Below are 21,363 nucleotides of genomic sequence, written 5' to 3'. Positions count from 1 at the left end.
TCGGGAGACGCGCCCCTCACGCGTTCTCGGGCGCGCCGGTCGTACCGGTCGTACCGGTCGTACCGGTCGTGCCCGTCGTGCCCGTCGTGCCCGTCGTGCCGGGAAGGCCCAGGACGGGACACATCGCGGCCGGCAGGGCCGGGGCGGGTATGCCGGTGACCTCGGCGACCTCCACGGCGTCGTCCGCGAGCTGTTCGAGGGCGGTCCAGATCTCCGTGGTGACGCGGACGGCCTCCTCCGCGTCCCCCGCCTCGCAGGCGTCGATGAGCCGGGCGTGCAGGTCGGCGGAGCCGCAGCTCTCGGCGTCGCCGAAGAGCCGCCGCTCGACGCGGCGGATCAGCGGGGTGTAGCGGGCGATGGTCGCGGCGAGCGCGTGGTTCCCGCTGGCGCCGACGAGGACGTGGTGGAGGGCGTCGTCGGCGCAGAGCGCGGCGTCGACGTCGTTCGCGGCGACGGCCGCGGCGAAGCGCTCGTTGGCCTCGCGCATGGCGCGGACGCCGTCGGGCCCGAGGAGCGGGACGCCGGTGCGGGCGGCGAGCTCGTGCATGACGCGGACGACGGTGGCGGCGTCGCGGACGACGCGGCTGACGGGGCGGGTGACGCGGGTGTAGCTCTGCGGCCGGGTCTCGACGAGCCCCTCGTCGCAGAGCCGGGCCAGGGCCTCGCGCACGGAAGCGCGCGAGAGCCCCAGCCGGTCGGCCAGATCGGCGTCGTTCACCGGGGCTCCCGGGGCGAGATCGCCGCGCACGATGGCCTCACGCAGCGCCTCGTACGCCCGGTCACGCAGGGGGGTCCGGCTCACGGGCCGCAAAACGTCCATGATCTGACATCGTAGTTGTCCGATCATGGACGTGACCAGGGATCACGTCCCGTTCCGCGGCGGGTCTCAGCGGCGGGGCTGACGCCGCCAGGGTCCGGTGACGGCGACCATGATCCCCGGGTCCTGGATGTTGGCGAAGAGGGTGTCCCCGTCGGGCGAGAAGCAGACGCCGGTGAACTCGCTGTCGTTCAGGTCGTTGCGGGCGATGGGGTAGGTGCGGCCGGAGTCGGTCGCGCCGAAGAGGTGCTGGACGCCCTCGCCGTCCTCGGCGATGACGATGCCGCCGTACGGGGAGACGGTGATGTTGTCGGGGCCGTCGAAGGCGCCGTCCTCGTCGGGCGCGGCGTTGACGCCGAGGAGCACCTTGAGGGTGAGGGTGCGGCGCTTGGGGTCGTAGAACCAGACCTGGCCGTCGTGGGCGGCGCCGGGGCTCTCCGCGCGGGCGTAGGAGGAGACGACGTAGGTGCCGCCGTCCGCCCACCACATGCCCTCCAGCTTGCGGGCGCGGGTGACCTGGCCGTCGGCGAACTGCTTGCGGACGGGGGTGGTGCGGCCGTCGCGGTCGGGGACGTCGGTCCAGTCGACGCCGTAGACGGTGCCGATGCGGGTCGCGCGGGAGAGGTCGTCGACGAAGCGGCCCGAGGAGTCGATGCACTTGGCGGCCTGGAGGAGGCCGGCGTCGTCGGCGAGGGTACGGAGCCGCCCTCGGCCGTGCTCGAAGCCCCGCGGGGGCGTCCAGCGGAAGAGCAGGCCGTTGGGGTTGGAGGCGTCCTCGGTGAGGTAGGCGTGGCCGCGCTTCGGGTCGATGACGACGGCCTCGTGGTCGTACCGGCCGAAGGCCTTCACCGGGCGCGGGTCGCGGTTGGCGCGGGCGTCGCGGGGGTCGACCTCGAAGATGTAACCGTGGTCCTTCGTCATGCCGTTGACGCCGGCGAGGTCGGAGTTCTCCTCGCCGGTGAGCCAGGTGCCCCAGGCGGTGGCGCCGCCGGCGCAGTTGGTGGAGGTGCCGGCGATGCCGACCCACTCGGTGACGGTGCCGTCGCGGTGGACCTCGACGACGGTGCAGCCGCCGGCGGCGGCCGGGTCGTAGACGAGGCCCTCGGCGAGCGGGACGGGGTGGTCCCACTTCGTACGGGCGCCCTTGAGCTCGTGGTTGTTGACGAGGTACGTGGTCCCGCGCGGCCCGGCGAAGGCGGCGGTGCCGTCGTGCTTCTGCGGGGTGAACTCGCCGCTCTCCAGGCGGGTGACGCCGGCGCGGGTGAGGACGCGGTAGGAGAACCCGGCGGGCAGCGCGAGCACTCCCGCCGGGTCGGCGACGAGCTCCCCGTACCCGAGCGGCCGCCCGTGCCCCTCCCCGTGCGCGTCCCCGTGCCCGAACGGCTCGTCGGACGCGAGCGCCTCGGGCGCGGTGGCGAGGGCCCCCACGACCCCGGTGAGGGCGAGCCCCGCACCGGCGACGGCGGACTGCTTGGCGAACTCTCTGCGGTTGAGAGGCATGGTGTACGGGTCTCCCTGCGACGGCCGATTCTCGCCCCCACCCTGCCGCGCGCCCGCGAACACCACCTGAACGCCACGGGAACACCCGCGGGGCAGGGGCTTTCCCCCACCCCGCCCCTTCCCGAAACCCTGCCGGGGGCCGGGGGCCGCGCGCCCCGGGACGAACGACGGCTTCGCGCCGGGCCAAGACCGGCCACGCCGGAAGGAACCGCACGAAGCCCGGCCCTTGCCGGAGACCGGGGCCGAAGGCCGGGCCCGGAGACCGGGGCCGAAGGCCGGGGCCGGAGGCCGGGCCCGGGGCCGGAGGCCGGGGCCGGGGCCGGAGGCCGGAGGGATCTCGGACCCGGGTCGCCCCGCCTGGGTCAGTTGCCTGCTCGGGAGCGGGCCTTGAAGGCCGACTTGCGGGCTTCCTTGGCGGAGGTCTTGTCGCGGTGGAGGCGGCCCATCGCCTCCAGGACCTCCGCCGTGGCCGGGTGGTCGACGCGCCAGGCCTCGTCGAAGAAGCCGCTGTGGCGGCCGGTGAGGCCCTCGATGAGGTCCTGGAGCTCCTCCAGGTCACCGGCCGCGTCGAGCTGGGCCGCGATCGTGTCGATCGCGAGCCAGAAGATCATCGTCTCGGAGGGGGCCGGCACGTCCGCAGCGCCGCGCTCGGCGAGCCACACCCGTGCCAGACCGCCGAGTTCGGGGTCGTCGAGGACCTCGCGGACGGCGGGCTCGGCCTCCGCGCCGACGAGCGAGAGCGCCTGCTGGCAGTGGAGGCGCCGCAGCGGCGAGCCCGCGTCCGTGCCGCGCGCCGCGGCGAGCAGCTCGCGCGCCGCGTCCTGCGGGCCCCGCCCGGCGAGCCAGCCCACCGTCTCGGCGCGCGCGGCGGCCTCCGGGTAGGCGGCGATGCCGGCGAGCAGCACCTCGGCCCCCCGGTCCGCGAGGTCGCCGACGGCCGGAGCGTCGACGCCGGCGTCCAGCATCCGGGCCCTGACCCCGTACAGGCCGAGCGGCGTGAGCCGGACCATGCCGTACCGCGTGACGTCCTCGTCGTCGACCGGCGGGGCCGGCTCCTCGCCCTCCTCGGCCATGAGGGCCTCGTCGACGGGCTGGTACTCGACGAGCCCGATCGGTTCGAGCAGCCGGAACTGCTCGTCGAGCCGCATCATCGCGTCGGAGACCTGCTCCAGGATGTCGTCGGTCGGTTCGCCCATGTCGTCGGGGACGACCATCGACGCGGCGAGCGCGGGCAGCGGCACGGGTCCGTCGCCGGGCCCGCCCTCGCTGACGGTCAGCAGGTAGAGGTTGCCGAGGACGCCCTCCAGGAACTCCGCCTCCGCCTCCGGGTCCCAGTCGAGCGACTCGAGGTCGATCTCGCCGTCCTCGCCGACGATCGCGTCCAGCTCGCCGAGGACGGGCGCGACGGCGTCGCCGAAGACCGCGTCGAAGCCGTCGAGCCAGAGCGCGAGGACGTCCTGCGGCGAACCGCCGGTGACGAGCGGCAGGTTCTCGCCGGGCCCGGCCCCGCCGGGGGTGTCGTCGTCGGCGCCGTCCTCGACCTCGACGAGCCCGGTGTCGACGGCGAGCCGCCACGCGTCGCCCGCGAGGATCTCGGCCTCCTCGACCGCGTCCTCGTAGGCCTCCTCGTCGGCTCCGTCGTCCGTGGGGACCGTGAGGCCCAGGACCTCCACCGCCTCGGGCAGCTGCTCGTCGACGAGTTCGCCGCCCGCGCCGACCCGCGTCTCCGGCCCGGCCCAGCGGGCGAGCCGCACGGCCCGGGCGACCAGGGGCGCGGCCAGGGCCTCCCGCGCCAGCTCCGCGTCCGCGGGGAGCCGGACGGGGGGAAGGGTGGGCTGCTCGGCTGACATGTGGGGGGTCTCCTCGACGCGTACGGAAAGAGCGGTGTTCAGCGTAGACGTTTCCGGCGGTCCGTCCGCCGGTTCACATATCAGTCAGCCTTCGTACACCCGTCGACTCTTGACAAGTTCCCCCTTCTCACCAGAGATTGACGCGCGTAGAACCATCTGCCGTTCCTCCAAGCACCCTCCGGAGCCCTTGATGTCTTCCTCCATACCGAGAACCGTCCCCTCGCTCCGCTGGGGAGGCCCCACTGCCGTCTCCGCCGTCGTCGCCGCCGCTCTCGCCGCCGGTCTGCTCGCCGGCTCGGCGAACGCGGCCACCGAGGACGCCACCGCGAACGTCCGCATCCACGACATCCAGGGCACGACCCGCGTCTCCCCCCTCGTGGGCAAGCAGGTCACCGGCGTCACGGGCGTCGTCACCGGCGTCCGCACCTACGGTTCGCGCGGTTTCTGGATCCAGGACACCGAGGGCGACGGCAACCCGGCGACCAGCGAGGGCCTGTTCGTCTTCACCAGCTCGGTCCCGACCGTGGCCGTCGGCGACGCGGTCCGGCTGAACGGCACGGTCACGGAGTACGTCCCCGGCGGCCTGACCTCCGGCAACCAGTCGCTGACCCAGATCTCCAAGCCGGTGGTCACGGTCCTGTCGAAGGGCAACGCGGTCCCGGCCCCGGTCACCATCGACGCCGACTCCGTCCCGGAGGAGTACGCCCCCGCCGGCGACCCGGCGGACGGCGGCTCGATCAACAACCTGGAGCTGGACCCGGAGACGTACGCCCTGGACTACTACGAGTCCCTGGAGGGCACGAACGTCCGGATCGGCGAGTCCCGTGTGGTCGGCGCCACCGACCCGTACTCCGAGCTGTGGGTCACGGTGAAGCCGGAGGAGAACGCGAACGTGCGCGGCGGCACGGTCTACGGCTCGTACGAGTCCCAGAACACCGGCCGTCTCCAGATCCAGTCCCTGGTCCCGCTCGCCCAGCAGCCGTTCCCCAAGGCGAACGTCGGCGACGTGCTGACCGGCGAGACCGAGGGCCCGCTCGACTTCAACCAGTTCGGCGGCTACACGCTGACGGCCCGCACCCTCGGCACGGTCCAGGACAACGGCCTGGAGCGCGAGGTCACGGACAAGCAGCACAAGAACGAGCTGGCCGTGGCCACGTACAACGTCGAGAACCTCGACCCGACCGACCCGCAGGAGAAGTTCGACGCCCTCGCGAAGGCCGTCGTCGAGAACCTCGCCTCGCCGGACATCCTGGCCCTGGAGGAGATCCAGGACAACAACGGCGCCAAGAACGACGGCACGGTCGCCGCCGACCAGACGGTCAAGAAGTTCACGGACGCGATCGTCGCGGCCGGCGGCCCGGCGTACGACTGGCGCTCGGTCGACCCGCAGAACGGCAAGGACGGCGGCGAGCCCGGCGGCAACATCCGCCAGGTCTTCCTCTTCAACCCGGAGCGCGTCTCCTTCACGGACCGCGCCGCCGTCGACCCGAGCCACGCCACCGGCGTCACGGGCCGCAAGAACAACGCCGCCCTGACGGTCTCCCCCGGCCGCATCGACCCGGCGAACACCGCCTGGGAGAACAGCCGCAAGCCGCTCGCGGGCGAGTTCGTCTTCCGCGGCCGCACGGTCTTCGTCATCGCCAACCACTTCGGTTCGAAGGGCGGCGACGAGTCGATCGTCTCGCACCACCAGCCGCCGAACCGTTCCTCCGAGGCGAAGCGTCTCCTCCAGGCGCAGGCCGTCAACGCCTTCGTGAAGGAGATCACCGCGATCGACAAGCAGGCCGACGTGCTCGTGGTCGGTGACATCAACGACTTCGAGTTCTCCGGCACCACCCAGGCGCTGACGGACGGCGGCGCGCTGCTCCCGGCCGTGACCTCGCTGCCCGAGTCCGAGCGCTACTCGTACGTCTACCAGGGCAACAGCCAGGTCCTCGACCAGATCCTGACGAGCTTCGGCGTGCACCACTTCGAGTACGACAGCGTGCACATCAACGCGGAGTTCGCCGACCAGGACAGCGACCACGACCCGCAGGTGCTGCGCTTCCGCCCGTAGTTCCCCCGTGTTCCCCGTCGGCACGGGCGTGCGAGACTGCGGGCCGTGAACCTGCGCCCCGCCACCCGTGCCGACCTGCCCGCCGTCCTCGCGCTGCTCGCCGACGAGGAGCGGGTGACCGACCCGGCCTCGATGACCGTCACCCCCGCCTACGAGCGGGCGTTCGCGGACATCGAGGCCGATCCGCGCAACGAGGTGCTGGTGCTGGTGGACGGCGACCTGGTCGTCGGCTGCCTCCAGGCCACGTACATCCCCGGCCTCGGCAAGGGCGGCGCCGAACGGGCCCTGATCGAGGCGGTCCGGATCAGGGCCGACCGGCGGGGCGGCGGCCTCGGCCGGGTCCTGATGAAGGGCGCCCTGGCCCGCGCCGAGGAGCGCGGCTGCGCCCTGGTCCAGCTGACGAGCAACAAGCAGCGCACCGAGGCCCACCGCTTCTACGCCTCACTGGGCTTCGCCCGCAGCCACGACGGCTTCAAGCTGACGCTCTGACGGGGCGGTTCAGCCGAGCAGGTGCCCGCCGCCGTCGACGAGGAGCACCTCGCCGGTGATGTACGAGGAGTGGGCGAGGTCGAAGACGGCCCCCGCGATGTCCTCGGGTCGCCCGGTCCTGCGCAGCGGCACCACGGCGGCGACGTGCTCCTTGGCGGCGTCGGCGCCCTCGACCCCGTCGAACCAGGGGGTGTCGATCAGTCCGGGCGCGACCGCGTTGACCCGGATCTCCGGGCCGAGGGTCTTGGCGAGGAGCTTCGTCATGTGGTTGACGGCCGCCTTGGAGACCGCGTACGGGATGGAGCTCCCGCCCGGCCTGACCCCGGCCTGCGAGGAGACCGTGACGACGGCGCCGCCGGTCTTCCGCAGGTGCGGGACGGCGGCGGTGATCGTCTGCCAGACGCCGATGACGTTGACGTCGTAGAGGTGCCGCCAGACCTCGGGCGTGGCGGCGTCGAGGTCCTCGTGCGGGATGAAGCGCGTGGTCCGGGCGCAGTTGACGAGGATGTCGAGCCGGCCGTACGCCTCCACGGCGGCGGCGACGAGCCCGGCGGCCTCGGCCTCGACGGAGACGTCGGCCTGGACGTAGACGGCGTCGGGCAGTTCGGCGGCGAGGGCCCGGCCCGCCTCGGCCGACCGCGCGGAGTTGACGACGACCCGCAGACCGGCGTCGGCGAGCCGCCGGGCGACGGCGGCTCCGATGCCCGAGGACGAGCCGGTGACGAGTGCGACGCGCTGTTCACTCGTGTGCTGTTCACTCGCGTGCTGTTCGCTCATGTGCTGTTCTCTCCATGTCCCCCTGTCGCGCCGGGCCGATCATGCCAGACCCGACTGTTCACGGGAACTGAATCCTCGAACCAAGAAGATCTAAGTAGACCTTCACGGTCCCGCGCGCCCAGACTCGTTCCATGAGCACGAGCACGATGAACAGCCCCGGCACGGAACGCCCCTTCGGCCGCGCGCTCTGCGCGATGGTCACCCCCTTCGCCCCCGACGGCGGGCTCGACCTCGACGAGGCGGCGAAGCTCGCGGTCCACCTCGTCGGCGAGGGCTGCGACGGACTGGTCCTCAACGGCACCACCGGGGAGTCCCCGACCACCTCCGACGCCGAGAAGTCCGCGCTCGTCCGCGCGGTCAGGGACGCCGTCGGCCCGGGCACGCCGGTCCTCACCGGCATCGGCACCGCCGACACCCGGCACACCGCCGAGCTGGCCCGCCAGGCGGAGGAGGCGGGCGCCGACGGGCTGCTCGTCGTCACCCCGTACTACAGCCGCCCGCCGCAGGCCGCGGTCGAGGCGCACTTCCTCAAGGTCGCGGACGCGACCGGGCTGCCGGTGATGGTCTACGACATCCCGGGGCGTACGGGCACGCGCGTCGAACCGGCGACCATGCGGCGGCTCGCGGAGCACCCGCGGATCGTGGCGGTGAAGGACTGCTCGTACGACCTGTTCGCCGCCGCCCGGCTGATCGCGGAGACCGGCCTCGCGTACTACTCCGGGTGCGAGGAGCTGAACCTGCCGCTGTACGCGGTCGGCGGCGCGGGCTACGTGAGCACGGTCGCCAACGTGGTCCCCCGGGAGCTGCGGGCGATCCTGGACGCGTTCGACGCGGGCGACACGGCGGAGGCGACCCGGCTGAACGCGCGGGTGCTGCCGCTGGCCGAGCTGATGATGAACTCCGGCCTGCCGGGGACGGTGACCGCGAAGGCGCTGCTCGGCGGGACACTGCTCGGCGGGGCGCTGCGGGAACCGCTGCAGCCCGCCGGCCGGGAGGCGGTCGACGGGCTGCGGGCGGCGTACGAGGCACTCGGCCGGGAGGACTCGGTTCAGGCGGAGTCGGTCGTCGTGGTGTGACCGAGGATCGCGGCGTGCTCCAGGACGTCCTCCAGCGGGTCGTCGATCTGCCCGGTGGAGATCAGGGAGACGTTCGGCCCGTTGTGCGAGTGACTGTGCGTCTCGTCCGCCAGGGCTTCGCCGGCCGGCAGCAGAACCGCCGCCATCGTGAGCACCCCGACGACCGTGGGCTTCGTCCTCATGTCGACTCCTCGCCGTGATTGCGTACAAGTGACTCTGCGTCCTGCCTAACGGCATGCGCTGACGCAGAGTCACCGCGCCACGGGGTGGTGTCAGTTGTGGCTGTGCAGGATGTCGTTGAGGCCGCCCCAGACCGCGTTGTTCGGGCGGGCCTCGACGGTGCCGGTGACGGAGTTGCGGCGGAAGAGGATGTTCGAGGCGCCGGAGAGCTCGCGGGCCTTCACGACCTGGCCGTCGGGCATGGTCACCCGGGTGCCGGCGGTGACGTACAGACCGGCCTCGACGACGCACTCGTCGCCGAGCGCGATGCCGACGCCGGCCTCGGCGCCGATGAGGCAGCGCTCGCCGATGGAGATGACGACGTTGCCGCCGCCGGAGAGGGTGCCCATGGTGGAGGCGCCGCCGCCGATGTCGGAGCCGTTGCCGACGACGACGCCGGCGGAGATGCGGCCTTCGACCATGGAGGTGCCGAGGGTGCCGGCGTTGAAGTTGACGAAGCCCTCGTGCATGACGGTGGTGCCGGCGGCGAGGTGGGCGCCGAGGCGGACGCGGTCGGCGTCGGCGATGCGGACGCCGGCGGGGGCGACGTAGTCGGTCATGCGGGGGAACTTGTCGATCGAGGTGACCTGGAGGTGGAGGCCTTCGGCGCGGGCGTTGAGCCGTACCTTCTCGACGTCCTCGACGGCGACGGGGCCGAGGGAGGTCCAGGCGACGTTGGTGAGGAGGCCGAAGACGCCGTCGAGGTTCTGGCCGTGCGGCCGGACGAGCCGGTGGCTGAGCAGGTGCAGGCGCAGGTAGGCGTCGTGGGCGTCGAGGGGCTTGTCGTCGAGGGAGGCGACGGCGGTGCGGACGGCGACCACCTCGACGCCGCGGCGGGCGTCGACGCCGAGGGCCTTGACGGCGCCTTCGCCGAGGGCGTTGAGGGCCTCGTCGGCGGTGAGCCGGGTGGTGCCGGCGGGGCCGGGCTCGTCGGTCAGCTCGGGGGCGGGGAACCAGGTGTCGAGAACGGAGCCGTCACCGGCGATGGTGGCGAGGCCGGCGGCGACGGCGCCGGTGGTACGAGGAGCAGTGGTCGTCATGACGGAAAACCTAACCGCCGGGCCCCCGCCCGGGCCAACCGGTCTCAGGTTCCGGTCGAGCGCGTCGGCGCTTCCGACGAGGTCCCACCTGCGGGTTCCGTCTCTTCCTTCAGGACCCGGGCGAGCGTCTCGCGCGCGAACTCCTCGTCGTACACCCCGTCCGTGAGCAGGACCTGGAGGCAGACGCCGTCCATGAGGGCGACGACGGCCCGGGCGGTGACGGGGTCGGTGCGGGGGGCGAGGACGGCGGTGACGGTGTCGGCCCATTCGGCGGCGACGGGCCGCAGGGCGGGCCTGCGGAGGGCGGCGAGGTAGAGCTCGTACTCCAGCTCCACGCGCGCGCGTTCGCCGCCGAGCCACTCGCCGAGCAGCCGCGCGAGGGTGGCGGCGAGGCCCTCACCGGGTCCGGTGGCGCCGGGTCCGGTGGCGCCGAGGCCGTCCGCCAGGACCCGCCCGAAGCTCTCGTTGGCCTTGCGGAGGGCGGCGACGAGGAGTTCGTCGAGGGAGCCGAAGTGGTACGTGGTCGAGCCGAGCGGCACGTCCGCCTCGGCGGCCACCGTGCGGTGGGTGATCCCGGCGATCCCGCCCTCGCGGGCGACCCGGAGGGCCGCCTCGAGGATCCGGTCGCGGCGCTCGGGGTCGTACCGCCGCGTCCGGGGCATCAGTGGGCTCCACCGAGGTTGAGGACGGCCACCCCGGCGATGATGAGGACGATTCCCGCGATCTTCGCGGCGTTGAGGCTCTCGCCGAGGAAGAGGAAGCCGATGACGGCGACGGCGGCGGTGCCGACGCCGGACCAGATGGCGTACGCGGTGCCGACCTGGAGGGTCTTGAGCGCCTGGGCGAGGAGGGCGAAGGCGACGACATAGCCGACGCCGGTGATCAGCGAGGGCCAGAGCTTGGTGAATCCGTCGCTGTACTTCATCGAGGTGGTCGCGAGGATCTCGGCCGCGATGGCGCCCGCGAGGAGTCCGTATCCCATGTGTACGAGCGTACACAACATATGTACGACAGTACGCACGGGCGACCGCTACCTTGTCCCCCATGACGATTCCCCCAGGACCGCCGCCGTACGGCCCCGGAAACGGACCCGGCGGGTACGGGTACGGATACGGATACGGCCCCGGCTATCCGCCACCGCCCCCGAAGCCGGGGGTCATACCCCTGGCGCCGCTCGGCGTCGGCGCCATCCTCTCGGGAACGTTCGCCGCGTTCGGCCGCCACTGGAAGCAGCTGCTCGGCGTCACCGGCGCCGTCTACGGCGCGGCGATCGTCGTGGTCCTCGGGGCCATCGGCATCGCTTACGCCTCCGTGGCCGACCTCCTCCCGGCCGTCTTCGACCTGCCGACGTACCAGGAACCGCAGTGGGCCGACGTCCGTCCGCTGCTCGTGGCCTTCGGCCTCGTCTGCCTCGTCGCCACGGTCGCGATGGCCGTCGCCGGCGCGGTCCTCGCGGCGGCCTGCCCCGCCGTGGTCCAGGAGGCCGTCCTCGGCCGCCCGCTCCGCTTCGGCGAGCTGTGGCGCCGGGCCTGGTCCCGGACAGCAACGGTCCTCGGCACGACGATCCTCACCGTCCTCGCCACGATGCTCCCGATGCTCCTCGCGATGGCCGGGTTCGTCGGCATGTTCTTCGCGGCCTTCGCCGCCTCGGTCGACTCGGACGACCCCCCGGTCGGCGACTACATCGCCCTGCCGCTCATCGGCGTCGCCCTCGCGCTGCTCCTCGCGCCGCTGTCCGCCTGGCTCTGGGTGAAGTTCAGCCTGGCCCCCTCGGTCGCGGTCATGGAGGGCCAGGGCGTGACGGCCTCGATGCGCCGCTCCTCGGCCCTGATCCGCGACAACTGGTGGCGCTCCTTCGGCGTCATCCTGCTCGTCGGCCTGATCGCGAGCGCCGTCGCGATGGTGATCCAGCAGATCCTGTCCATGGTGGCGTGGATCCCGCTCCTGGGCATGCACGGCGGCGACAGCGCCGGTGCGGCGGTCGTCGTCGTGGTGGTGGTCCTCTCGTTCCTGATCCTCGGCCAGCTGGTCAGCCAGCTCGCCGTCTCGGTCTTCCCCGCGATGGCGACGGCCCTGCTCTACGTCGACCTCCGCATCCGCAAGGAGAACCTGGCCCCGGACCTGACCCGCGCCGCCGGCCTCTGACGGGCCCCGCACACGCGAGAACGGCCGCACCCCGAAGGGTGCGGCCGTTCCGTCGTACAGGCTCGATCAGACGTTGAAGCCGAGCGCGCGGAGCTGCTCGCGGCCGTCGTCGGTGATCTTGTCCGGGCCCCACGGGGGCATCCAGACCCAGTTGATCTTCAGCTCGTTGACGATGCCGTCCGTCGCGGAGCGGGCCTGGTCCTCGATCACGTCGGTCAGCGGGCAGGCCGCGGACGTCAGCGTCATGTCCAGGGTCGCGACGTTCGAGTCGTCGATGTGGATGCCGTAGATCAGGCCCAGGTTGACGACGTCGATGCCCAGCTCGGGGTCGACGACGTCGTACAGCGCCTCACGGACTTCTTCCTCGGAGGCCGGCTTCATCGTGGCCTCGGCGTTCTCGGTCATGCCGACTTCCTCTCAGCGACACCGTCACCCAGGGCCTGGGCGGTCGCGTCCTTCCACGCCATCCAGCTGAGCAGCGCGCACTTCACACGGGCCGGGTACTTGGAGACGCCCGCGAACGCGACCGCGTCCTCCAGGACCTCCTCCATCGCGTCGTCGGGCTCGATCTGGCCCTTCGACTGCATCAGCTCCAGGAACGTGCCCTGGATCTTCTGCGCCTCGGCGAGCTCCTTGCCGACGAGCAGCTCGTTGAGGACCGAGGCCGAGGCCTGGCTGATGGAGCAGCCCTGGCCCTCGTACGAGACGTCGGCGATCCGCGAGCCGTCGTACTTCACGCGGAGCGTGATCTCGTCGCCGCACGTCGGGTTGACGTGGTGCACCTCGGCGTCGCCGTCCCGGAGACCGCGCCCGTGCGGGTGCTTGTAGTGGTCCAGGATGACGTCCTGGTACATCGAATCCAGCTTCACGACCGTACCCCTACCCGAAGAAGTTCCGTACGTGCTCCAGCCCCGCGACGAGGGCGTCGACCTCGGCCGGAGTGGAGTACAGATAGAACGACGCTCGCGTGGTCGCCGGAATTCCGTAGCGCAGGCAGACGGGGCGCGCGCAGTGGTGGCCGACGCGGACCGCGATGCCCTCCTCGTCGAGCACCTGACCCACGTCGTGGGGGTGGATGTCGCCGAGCGTGAAGGAGATCGCCGCGCCGCGGTCCTCGGCCGTGGTGGGGCCGATGATCCGCAGGTCCGGAACCTCCTGGAGGCGGCGGACGGCGTACTCGGTGATCGCGTGCTCGTGGCGCGCGATGTTCTCCATGCCGATCGCCGACAGGTAGTCCACGGCCGCGCCGAGGCCGACGGCCTGGGCGATCGGGGGCGTACCCGCCTCGAACTTGTGCGGGGCCGGGGCGTAGGTCGAGGAGTGCATCGAGACGGTCTCGATCATCTCGCCGCCGCCGAGGAAGGGCGGGAGGTCCTCCAGGAGCTCCTGCCGTCCCCACAGCACGCCGATGCCGGTCGGGCCGCACATCTTGTGGCCGGTGAAGGCCACGAAGTCGGCCTGGAGCGCCTGCACGTCCAGGACCATGTGCGGGGCCGCCTGCGAGGCGTCGATGCAGACGAGCGCACCGACCTCCTGGGCGCGACGGATGATCGTCTCGACCGGGTTGACCGTGCCCAGCAGGTTCGAGACCAGCGTGAACGAGACGATCTTGGTCTTCTCGGTGATGACCTCTTCGATGTTGGAGAGGTCGAGACGGCCGTCGTCGGTGAGGCCGAACCACTTCAGCTTCGCGCCCGTGCGCTGCGAGAGCAGCTGCCACGGCACGATGTTGGAGTGGTGCTCCATCTCCGTGATGGCGATCTCGGTCTCGTGGTCCACGCGGTAGGGCTCCTCGGCCCAGCCCAGCATGTTGGCCACGAGGTTGAGCGACTCCGAGGCGTTCTTGGTGAAGATCACCTCGTCGCGGCTCGGCGCGTTGATGAAGGCCGCGACCTTGTCACGCGCGCCCTCGTACAGCGCCGTCGCCTCCTCGGCGACCGTGTACACGCCGCGGTGCACGTTGGCGTTGTGCCGCTCGTAGTACTGGTTCAGCGCGTCGAGCACCTGGCGCGGCTTCTGCGAGGTCGCCGCGGAGTCCAGGTACACGATCTTCTTGCCGTCGTGGACCACGCGATCCAGGAGCGGGAAGTCCTTGCGGATCGCCTCGGTGTCGAGGAGGCCGGAGAGCCCCTGATGGGCAGAAGTCACGCGGATGCGCCACCCTTCACGTACTTGTCGTAGCCCTCGTTCTCCAGGACGTCGGCGAGCTCGGCGCCGCCGGACTCGGCGATGCGGCCGTTCGCGAAGACGTGCACGAAGTCGGGCTTGATGTAGCGCAGGATGCGCGTGTAGTGGGTGATCAGCAGCGTGCCGACCTCGCCGGTCTCGCGGACGCGGTTGACGCCCTCGGAGACGATGCGGAGCGCGTCGACGTCGAGGCCGGAGTCGGTCTCGTCGAGGATCGCGATCTTCGGCTTGAGGAGCTCCAGCTGGAGGATCTCGTGGCGCTTCTTCTCACCGCCGGAGAAGCCCTCGTTGACGTTGCGCTCGGCGAAGGCCGGGTCCATCTGGAGCTGCTCCATCGCGGACTTGACCTCCTTCACCCAGGTGCGCAGCTTGGGGGCCTCGCCGCGGACGGCGGTGGCGGAGGTGCGCAGGAAGTTGGAGACCGAGACGCCGGGGACCTCGACCGGGTACTGCATGGCCAGGAAGACGCCGGCGCGGGCGCGCTCGTCGACCGACATCTCCAGGACGTCCTCGCCGTCGAGGGTGACGGTGCCGCCGGTGACCGTGTACTTCGGGTGGCCGGCGAGCGAGTACGCGAGGGTCGACTTGCCGGAGCCGTTGGGGCCCATGACGGCGTGGGTCTCGCCCTGCTTGATGGTCAGGTCGACACCCTTGAGGATCTCCCGGGGGCCGTTCTCGGCCTCGACGGAGACGTGCAGGTCGTGGATTTCAAGCGTTGCCATGGGTGACTCAGGACTCCTGGGTGACGGAGACGAGCACATCGTCCCCTTCGATCTTTACGGGGTATACGGGGACGGGCCGCGTCGCGGGAAGGCCGGAGGGCTTGCCGGTGCGCAGGTCGAAGCTCGACCCGTGCAGCCAGCACTCGATGGCGCAGTCCTCGACCTCGCCCTCCGAGAGGGAGACGTTCGCGTGCGAGCAGATGTCGTTGATCGCGAACACCTCGCCCTCGGTGCTGACGACCGACACCGGCGTGCCGTCGACCTCGACCCGCTTCGGGGTGTCGGCCTCCAGCTCGCTCAGCGCGCAGACTCGGACGAAGGCCATCAGACGGAGGCCTCCAGCTCGGCCTCGATCTTGGCGAGGAGGCGCTCCTGGACGTCGGGCAGACCGATCTGCTGGACGAGCTCCGCGAAGAAGCCGCGGACGACGAGGCGGCGGGCCTCGGCCTCCGGGATGCCGCGGGCCATCAGGTAGAAGAGCTGCTCGTCGTCGAAACGGCCGGTGGCCGAGGCGTGGCCGGCGCCGGCGATCTCGCCGGTCTCGATCTCCAGGTTCGGCACGGAGTCGACCCGGGCACCGTCCGTGAGGACCAGGTTCCGGTTGAGCTCGTACGTGTCGGTGCCCTCGGCGGCGGCCTGGATGAGCACGTCGCCGATCCAGACGGCGTGCGCGTCCTGGCCCTGCAGCGCGCCCTTGTAGGCCACGTTGGACTTGCAGTGCGGGGTGTTGTGGTCGACGAGGAGGCGGTGCTCCTGGTGCTGGCCCGCGTCGGTGAAGTACAGACCGAAGAGCTCGGCCTCGCCGCCCGGCGCCGCGTACTGGACACGCGGGTGGAGGCGGACGACGTCGCCGCCGAAGGTGACGACGACCGACTTGAAGGAGGCGTCGCGGCCGACCAGCGCGTTGTGCTGGGCGACGTGGACGGCGGTCTCGTCCCAGTCCTGGACGGAGACGACGGTGAGCTTGGCGCCGTCGCCGAGGACGTAGTCCACGTTGGCGGCGAGCACGGCGTCACCGGTGTGGTCGATGACCACGACGGCCTCGGCGAAGGCGCCGAGCTCGATCACCTGGTGGCCGAAGGCGACCCCGCCCTGGCCGTGGACCGCGATGCGGATCGGCTCGGTGAGGACGGCCTCCTTGGCGACGGTGACGACCGAGGCCTTCTCGAAGGAGGAGTAGGCCTGGGCGGCGACGCGGTCGACCGGCTTGCCGGCCTTGCCGAGCCGCTCGTCCTCGCGGCCGACGGTCTCCACCGTGACGCCCTCGGGAGCCTGGACCTCGACCTTGACGCCCTCGCCGGAGGCGACGGCGGTGCCGTCGTGAAGGCCGCGCAGACGCGCCAGCGGGGTGAACCGCCACTCCTCCTCGCGGCCGTGCGGGACGGGGAAGTCCGCGACGTCGAAGGACGGGGGCGCGCTCATGCGCGTGGCGACGGTGGACTCGGCGGCCACCGCGATCGAGCCCGCGGTGGTGGAGCCCGCGGGGATGTTCTGAGCCTCAGCCATGGCTGTCGTGTTGCTCTCTTCCTGCGTACGTAAAAGAAATCGGGCGCTGCTGACGGGGCGGGGCGGCGGCCTTAGCCGACCGAACCCTCCATCTGCAGCTCGATCAGCCGGTTGAGCTCCAGGGCGTACTCCATCGGGAGCTCCTTGGCGATGGGCTCGACGAAGCCGCGGACGATCATCGCCATGGCCTCGAACTCGGTGAGGCCGCGGCTCATCAGGTAGAAGAGCTGGTCCTCGGAGACCTTGGAGACGGTGGCCTCGTGGCCCATGGAGACGTCGTCCTCGCGGACGTCCACGTAGGGGTACGTGTCCGAGCGGGAGATCGTGTCGACGAGCAGGGCGTCGCAGAGGACGTTGGACTTGGAGCCCGGGGCGCCCTCGCCGATCTCGATGAGACCGCGGTAGGAGGTCCGGCCGCCGCCTCGCGCCACCGACTTGGAGACGATGTTGGAGGAGGTGTTCGGGGCCAGGTGGACCATCTTGGCGCCGGCGTCCTGGTGCTGGCCCTCGCCCGCGAAGGCGATGGACAGGGTCTCGCCCTTGGCGTGCTCGCCCATGAGGTAGACGGCCGGGTACTTCATGGTGACCTTGGAGCCGATGTTGCCGTCGACCCACTCCATGGTGGCGCCCTCGTAGGCGACGGCGCGCTTGGTCACCAGGTTGTAGACGTTGTTCGACCAGTTCTGGATGGTCGTGTAGCGGCAGCGGCCGCCCTTCTTCACGATGATCTCGACGACCGCGGAGTGCAGCGAGTCCGAGGAGTAGATCGGGGCGGTGCAGCCCTCGACGTAGTGGACGTAGGCGTCCTCGTCGACGATGATCAGCGTCCGCTCGAACTGGCCCATGTTCTCCGTGTTGATACGGAAGTAGGCCTGGAGCGGGATCTCGACGTGCACGCCCTTCGGCACGTAGATGAAGGAGCCGCCGGACCACACGGCCGTGTTCAGGGAGGCGAACTTGTTGTCGCCGACCGGGATGACGGTGCCGAAGTACTCCTTGAAGAGCTCCTCGTGCTCCTTCAGCGCGGTGTCGGTGTCGACGAAGATGACGCCCTGCTCCTCCAGGTCCTCGCGGATCTGGTGGTAGACGACCTCGGACTCGTACTGGGCGGCGACACCGGCGACGAGGCGCTGCTTCTCCGCCTCCGGGATGCCGAGCTTGTCGTACGTGTTCTTGATGTCCTCCGGCAGGTCCTCCCAGGACTCGGCCTGCTTCTCGGTGGACCGCACGAAGTACTTGATGTTGTCGAAGTCGATGCCGGAGAGGTCGGAGCCCCAGGTCGGCATGGGCTTCTTGCCGAAGAGCCGCAGACCCTTGAGACGCAGGTTCAGCATCCACTCGGGCTCGTTCTTCTTCGAGGAGATGTCGCGGACGACGTCCTCGTTGAGACCGCGCTTCGCGGTGGCGCCGGCCGCGTCGGAGTCGGCCCAGCCGTACTCGTACCGACCCAGGCCCTCGAGCTCGGGGTGGCTGATCTCGGTGGTCATGCGGGGTTCCTCCCGGCCGTGCTGACAGATGCTTCTGACGTGGTCTGTGGGGTGCTGTGCGGGATGAACGTCGTGCAGACGCCGTCACCATGCGCGATGGTGGCCAGACGCTGGACGTGCGTTCCCAGGAGGCGGGAGAAGAACTCCGTCTCCGCCTCGCACAGCTGCGGGTACTGCTCGGCGACGTGGGCGACCGGGCAGTGGTGCTGGCAGAGCTGCTCGCCGACCGGCGCGTTCCGCGCAGTGGCAGCGTACCCGTCCGCCGTGAGCGCCTTGGCGAGCGCCTCCGCGCGGTCCTCGGGATCGGCCGACTCGACGGCTTCGCGGTAGCGGTCGCCCTGGGTCTCGATCCGGTCGCGGGCGAAGGCGGCGACGGCCGCCTCCCCGCCGGCGTTGCGCTCGATCCAGCGGAGTGCCTCGACGGCCAGCGAGTCGTACGACTGGTCGAAGGCGTCCCGGCCGAAGTCGGTGAGCGCGAAGACCTTGGCGGGGCGGCCGCGGGACCGGGTCCCGTAGACGCGCTGCTCGCGGGCCTCGACGACGTTGTCGGCGACGAGCGAGTCGAGGTGGCGGCGGACGGCGGCCTGGGTGAGGCTGAGCCGTCCGGCGAGGTCGGCGACGGTCGAGGGACCGTGGTCCAGGATCGACCGCGCGACCCGGTTGCGCGTCGAACGCTCTCGGGTCGCGAGTTCCTCCACCGGAGCCGCGCCAACGTTTTTCACAACGCCATTGTTGCGTAATTAATCGGGGACTGACAAGCCACGCCCGGATCACCGGCGGTGCCGTGCATCACTCAGGTAAGGCTTACCTGACCTGCGAAAACGATCATTCGTGGGATGAATCGACAGCCGTCTCCCCGGCCTGCGCGGAGTCCGCGCCGGGCCGCCCGGTGAACCAGTACACGCAGGCCACGAGCGCTCCGCCGCCCACGATGTTGCCCGGCACGGTGTAGAGCAGGTTGCGTCCCAGGTCCCCGAATCCGGCCGTCCCGTCGAGGATCGCGAGCGAGAAGAGCGACATGTTCGCCACGCAGTGCTCGAAGCCCACCGCGACGAAGACGAGCACCGGCAGCCACAGCACGAGGACCTTCGCCCCGTCCCCCTTGACCCGGTAGAACATCCACACGCCCAGGCAGACCAGCATGTTGCAGAGCACGGCCCGCCAGAAGAGCTGCCCGCCCGCCAGCGCCTCCTTGCCGGCCACCAGCTCCGCCAGCATCGCCTTCGCCGACGGCGCCGAGAGCACCCCGGAGGCATGGACCATCGCCCCGAAGGCGAAGGCGCCCGCGAAGTTCCCCGCGAGGGAGAGCGTCCAGCTCCCCACCAGGTCCTTGACGCCCGTGCGCCCGGACAGCGCGCCGACCAGCATCACCATGACGTTGCTGGTGAAGAGCTGCGCCCCCGCGAACATCACGATCGTCAGCGCGATCGGGAAGACGGCCCCCTCCAGGAGCTTCGTCACCGCCGCGTGCTCCGCGACGAACGGCGAGACCGCGACGAGCAGCAGCACCTCGCCGATCCCGATGTACGCCCCCGCGAGCATCGCCGAGACCGCGTACCGGCCCGGACGGGCCAGGTCGTGGGCCTTGTGCTCGGCCTGCCCGACCGTCTCCTGGAGGTTCTGCTCGACACTGATCACCCTGCCGACGCTATGCCCGCCCGCGCGGGTGAACCGCACGTAAAGGTCCCGATTCCAGGGACCCGGGCCCCGGACCGGGAGGACCTTCGCCCCTCTCTAGACTTCCCTCCATGCGAAACGAGTCCGTCGACAGCGCCGCCGCCGTCGTCCAGGTACGCGGCCTGGTGAAGCGGTACGGGAACAAGACCGCCGTCGACGGCCTCGACCTCGACGTGCGGGCCGGCACGGTCACCGCCGTCCTCGGCCCCAACGGCGCCGGGAAGACCACCACCATCGAGACCTGCGAGGGCTACCGCAGGCCCGACGGCGGCACCGTCCGCGTCCTCGGCCTCGACCCGGTCGCCGACGCCGCCGCCCTGCGGCCCCGCATCGGCGTCATGCTCCAGTCCGGCGGCGTCTACTCCGGCGCCCGCGCCGACGAGATGCTCCGCCACATGGCCAGGCTCCACGCCCACCCCCTCGACGTGGACGCCCTGATCGAGCGCCTCGGCCTCGGCTCCTGCGGCCGTACGACCTACCGGCGGCTCTCCGGCGGCCAGCAGCAGCGCCTCGCGCTCGCCATGGCCGTCGTCGGCCGCCCCGAACTCGTCTTCCTCGACGAGCCCACCGCCGGACTCGACCCGCAGGCCCGCCGCGCCACCTGGGACCTCGTCCGCGAGCTGCGCGCCGACGGCGTGACGGTCGTCCTCACCACCCACTTCATGCAGGAGGCCGAGGAGCTCGCCGACGACGTCGCCATCGTCGACGCCGGCCGGGTCGCCGCCCAGGGCAGCCCCGAGGAGCTGTGCCGCGGCGGCGCCGAGAACACCCTGCGCTTCACCGGCCGCCCCGGCCTCGACCTCGGCTCGCTCCTCAAGGCCCTGCCCGACGGCACGGCCGCGACGGAGCCGCTCCCCGGGACGTACCGGATCACCGGCACCGTCGACCCGCAGCTGCTCGCCACCGTCACCACCTGGTGCGCCCAGCACGGCGTCATGCCCGACGGCATCTCCGTCGAGCGCCACACCCTGGAAGACGTCTTCCTCGAACTCACGGGCAAGGAACTGCGGTCATGAGCACGGGCACCTACTCCCCCAGGCCGGGCGCCGCGCCCGTCGGCCGGATGATCGCCGCGCAGACCGCGCTGGAGACCCGGATGCTGCTCCGCAACGGCGAGCAGCTCCTCCTCACCGTGATCATCCCCTCGCTGCTCCTCGTGCTCTTCTCCACGGTCGACATCATCGACACGGGGGCGGACAAGGCCGTCGACTTCCTCACCCCCGGCGTCCTCGCGCTCGCCGTGATGTCCACCGCCTTCACCGGCCAGGCCATCGCCACCGGTTTCGAGCGGCGGTACGGGGTCCTCAAGCGACTGGGCGCCTCACCGCTCCCCCGCTGGGCGCTCATGACCGCCAAGACGCTCTCCGTGCTCGTCACCGAGGTGCTCCAGGTCGCCCTGCTCACGGCCATCGCGCTCGCCCTCGGCTGGTCGCCGCACGGCGACCCCTTCTCGGTGGCGCTGCTCCTGGTCCTCGGCACGGCCGCCTTCTCGGGCCTCGGCCTGCTCATGGCGGGCACGCTGAAGGCGGAGGCCACCCTCGCCGCCGCCAACCTGGTCTTCCTGCTGCTCCTGGTCGGCGGCGGGGTCATCGTGCCGCTGGAGAAGTTCCCCGAGCCCGCCAGGAGCGTCCTGGAGCTGCTCCCGATCTCGGCGCTCTCCGACGGCCTCCGGGACGTCCTGCAGAACGGCGCGTCGATGCCCTGGGGCAACGCGCTGATCCTGGCCGTCTGGGCGGTCCTGGGCCTCGGAGCGGCGGCACGGTTCTTCCGCTGGGAGTAACCGTAAGATTCCGTTCCGCCACATACGCCCCCCTC

22 protein-coding genes and 1 pseudogene are annotated in these 21,363 nt (G+C 71.4%); 6 read left to right on the top strand and 17 right to left on the bottom strand.

The annotated features are described in order from the left end of the window. Positions 1–181 precede the first annotated feature (181 nt). The 3 genes and pseudogenes from ACFC0Z_RS23650 to ACFC0Z_RS23640 form a co-directional block, all read right to left on the bottom strand. Positions 182–820 (bottom strand): annotated as a pseudogene (locus ACFC0Z_RS23650) (GntR family transcriptional regulator); the annotation flags it as partial. A gap of 66 nt (positions 821–886) precedes the next feature. Further along, the gene (locus tag ACFC0Z_RS23645; RefSeq protein ID WP_376441272.1) at positions 887–2,317 is read right to left on the bottom strand and encodes an alkaline phosphatase PhoX; all 1,431 of its coding nucleotides are present in this window, start codon (positions 2,315–2,317) and stop codon (positions 887–889) included. 362 nt (positions 2,318–2,679) lie between these two features. Beyond that, a complete protein-coding gene (locus ACFC0Z_RS23640) occupies positions 2,680–4,167 on the bottom strand; it encodes a hypothetical protein (RefSeq protein WP_376441269.1) in 1,488 nt (495 codons plus the stop codon). A 190-nt stretch (positions 4,168–4,357) separates the two neighbouring features. On the opposite strand from ACFC0Z_RS23640, the gene ACFC0Z_RS23635 reads away from it, so the two are divergent. Continuing rightward, entirely contained in the window at positions 4,358–6,223 is a 1,866-nt protein-coding gene (locus tag ACFC0Z_RS23635; protein WP_376441266.1) for an endonuclease/exonuclease/phosphatase family protein, read from the top strand. A 45-nt stretch (positions 6,224–6,268) separates the two neighbouring features. Then, positions 6,269–6,712 carry a GNAT family N-acetyltransferase gene (locus tag ACFC0Z_RS23630; RefSeq protein WP_376441263.1) on the top strand — a complete coding sequence of 148 codons (444 nt, stop codon included), beginning with the start codon at positions 6,269–6,271 and terminating at the stop codon, positions 6,710–6,712. 9 nt (positions 6,713–6,721) lie between these two features. Here ACFC0Z_RS23630 and ACFC0Z_RS23625 read toward each other — a convergent pair whose 3' ends face one another. Beyond that, on the bottom strand, positions 6,722–7,489 hold the full coding sequence (locus ACFC0Z_RS23625; protein ID WP_376441260.1) for an SDR family NAD(P)-dependent oxidoreductase: 768 nt from the start codon (positions 7,487–7,489) through the stop codon (positions 6,722–6,724). Positions 7,490–7,620: 131 nt separating this feature from the next. Between ACFC0Z_RS23625 and dapA the strand changes: the two genes are divergently transcribed. After that, a complete protein-coding gene (gene dapA / locus ACFC0Z_RS23620) occupies positions 7,621–8,565 on the top strand; it encodes a 4-hydroxy-tetrahydrodipicolinate synthase (protein WP_376441257.1) in 945 nt (314 codons plus the stop codon). On the opposite strand, the gene ACFC0Z_RS23615 is transcribed toward dapA, so the two are convergent. The 4 genes from ACFC0Z_RS23615 to ACFC0Z_RS23600 form a co-directional block, all read right to left on the bottom strand. After that, complete coding sequence (locus ACFC0Z_RS23615) at positions 8,538–8,747, bottom strand: hypothetical protein (protein ID WP_376441256.1); 210 nt, start codon at positions 8,745–8,747, stop codon at positions 8,538–8,540. The two genes, dapA and ACFC0Z_RS23615, sit on opposite strands and share 28 nt — an antisense overlap. 90 nt (positions 8,748–8,837) lie before the next feature. Next, entirely contained in the window at positions 8,838–9,824 is a 987-nt protein-coding gene (gene dapD, locus ACFC0Z_RS23610) for a 2,3,4,5-tetrahydropyridine-2,6-dicarboxylate N-succinyltransferase (protein ID WP_376441254.1), read from the bottom strand. Between the two features lie 44 nt (positions 9,825–9,868). Then, positions 9,869–10,486: a TetR/AcrR family transcriptional regulator gene (locus tag ACFC0Z_RS23605; RefSeq protein WP_376441251.1), complete on the bottom strand. Its 618-nt coding sequence runs from the start codon at positions 10,484–10,486 to the stop codon at positions 9,869–9,871. Next, positions 10,486–10,806 (bottom strand): DMT family transporter, encoded by a 321-nt coding sequence (locus tag ACFC0Z_RS23600; protein ID WP_376441248.1) that lies wholly within the window; start codon positions 10,804–10,806, stop codon positions 10,486–10,488. Before ACFC0Z_RS23600 ends, ACFC0Z_RS23605 begins: the two co-directional genes overlap by 1 nt. Positions 10,807–10,868: 62 nt before the next feature. Here ACFC0Z_RS23600 and ACFC0Z_RS23595 point away from each other — a divergent pair, with 62 nt between their 5' ends. Beyond that, a complete protein-coding gene (locus tag ACFC0Z_RS23595; protein ID WP_376441246.1) occupies positions 10,869–11,969 on the top strand; it encodes an oxidoreductase in 1,101 nt (366 codons plus the stop codon). A gap of 66 nt (positions 11,970–12,035) precedes the next feature. On the opposite strand, the gene ACFC0Z_RS23590 is transcribed toward ACFC0Z_RS23595, so the two are convergent. The 9 genes from ACFC0Z_RS23590 to ACFC0Z_RS23550 form a co-directional block, all read right to left on the bottom strand. Beyond that, the gene (locus tag ACFC0Z_RS23590; RefSeq protein ID WP_351794751.1) at positions 12,036–12,374 is read right to left on the bottom strand and encodes a metal-sulfur cluster assembly factor; all 339 of its coding nucleotides are present in this window, start codon (positions 12,372–12,374) and stop codon (positions 12,036–12,038) included. Then, positions 12,371–12,838 (bottom strand): Fe-S cluster assembly sulfur transfer protein SufU, encoded by a 468-nt coding sequence (sufU, locus tag ACFC0Z_RS23585; protein ID WP_360806786.1) that lies wholly within the window; start codon positions 12,836–12,838, stop codon positions 12,371–12,373. The genes ACFC0Z_RS23590 and sufU overlap by 4 nt, the downstream gene beginning before the upstream one ends. A 10-nt stretch (positions 12,839–12,848) precedes the next feature. Next, positions 12,849–14,117, bottom strand: coding sequence for a cysteine desulfurase (locus ACFC0Z_RS23580; protein WP_376441243.1), 1,269 nt, complete (start codon positions 14,115–14,117; stop codon positions 12,849–12,851). Then, positions 14,114–14,878, bottom strand: coding sequence for a Fe-S cluster assembly ATPase SufC (gene sufC / locus ACFC0Z_RS23575; RefSeq protein ID WP_030692513.1), 765 nt, complete (start codon positions 14,876–14,878; stop codon positions 14,114–14,116). Before sufC ends, ACFC0Z_RS23580 begins: the two co-directional genes overlap by 4 nt. 7 nt (positions 14,879–14,885) lie before the next feature. After that, positions 14,886–15,203: a bifunctional 3-phenylpropionate/cinnamic acid dioxygenase ferredoxin subunit gene (locus ACFC0Z_RS23570; protein ID WP_376441240.1), complete on the bottom strand. Its 318-nt coding sequence runs from the start codon at positions 15,201–15,203 to the stop codon at positions 14,886–14,888. Further along, entirely contained in the window at positions 15,203–16,384 is a 1,182-nt protein-coding gene (gene sufD / locus ACFC0Z_RS23565; RefSeq protein ID WP_376441238.1) for a Fe-S cluster assembly protein SufD, read from the bottom strand. The genes ACFC0Z_RS23570 and sufD overlap by 1 nt, the downstream gene beginning before the upstream one ends. A gap of 71 nt (positions 16,385–16,455) precedes the next feature. Continuing rightward, positions 16,456–17,871 carry a Fe-S cluster assembly protein SufB gene (gene sufB, locus ACFC0Z_RS23560; RefSeq protein WP_376441235.1) on the bottom strand — a complete coding sequence of 472 codons (1,416 nt, stop codon included), beginning with the start codon at positions 17,869–17,871 and terminating at the stop codon, positions 16,456–16,458. Beyond that, a complete protein-coding gene (locus tag ACFC0Z_RS23555) occupies positions 17,868–18,593 on the bottom strand; it encodes a helix-turn-helix transcriptional regulator (protein ID WP_376441232.1) in 726 nt (241 codons plus the stop codon). Before ACFC0Z_RS23555 ends, sufB begins: the two co-directional genes overlap by 4 nt. Before the next feature lie 103 nt (positions 18,594–18,696). Then, positions 18,697–19,509: a formate/nitrite transporter family protein gene (locus ACFC0Z_RS23550; protein WP_376441229.1), complete on the bottom strand. Its 813-nt coding sequence runs from the start codon at positions 19,507–19,509 to the stop codon at positions 18,697–18,699. 110 nt (positions 19,510–19,619) lie between these two features. Here ACFC0Z_RS23550 and ACFC0Z_RS23545 point away from each other — a divergent pair, with 110 nt between their 5' ends. Next, positions 19,620–20,564 (top strand): ABC transporter ATP-binding protein, encoded by a 945-nt coding sequence (locus ACFC0Z_RS23545; RefSeq protein ID WP_376441226.1) that lies wholly within the window; start codon positions 19,620–19,622, stop codon positions 20,562–20,564. Then, the gene (locus ACFC0Z_RS23540; protein WP_376441224.1) at positions 20,561–21,328 is read left to right on the top strand and encodes an ABC transporter permease; all 768 of its coding nucleotides are present in this window, start codon (positions 20,561–20,563) and stop codon (positions 21,326–21,328) included. The genes ACFC0Z_RS23545 and ACFC0Z_RS23540 overlap by 4 nt, the downstream gene beginning before the upstream one ends. The last annotated feature ends 35 nt before the right edge of the window (positions 21,329–21,363 follow it).

Source organism: Streptomyces sp. NPDC056144 (assembly GCF_042264145.1).
In the GTDB taxonomy this organism is placed as follows: domain Bacteria; phylum Actinomycetota; class Actinomycetes; order Streptomycetales; family Streptomycetaceae; genus Streptomyces.
This window is presented reverse-complemented; position numbering and strand designations above follow the sequence as displayed.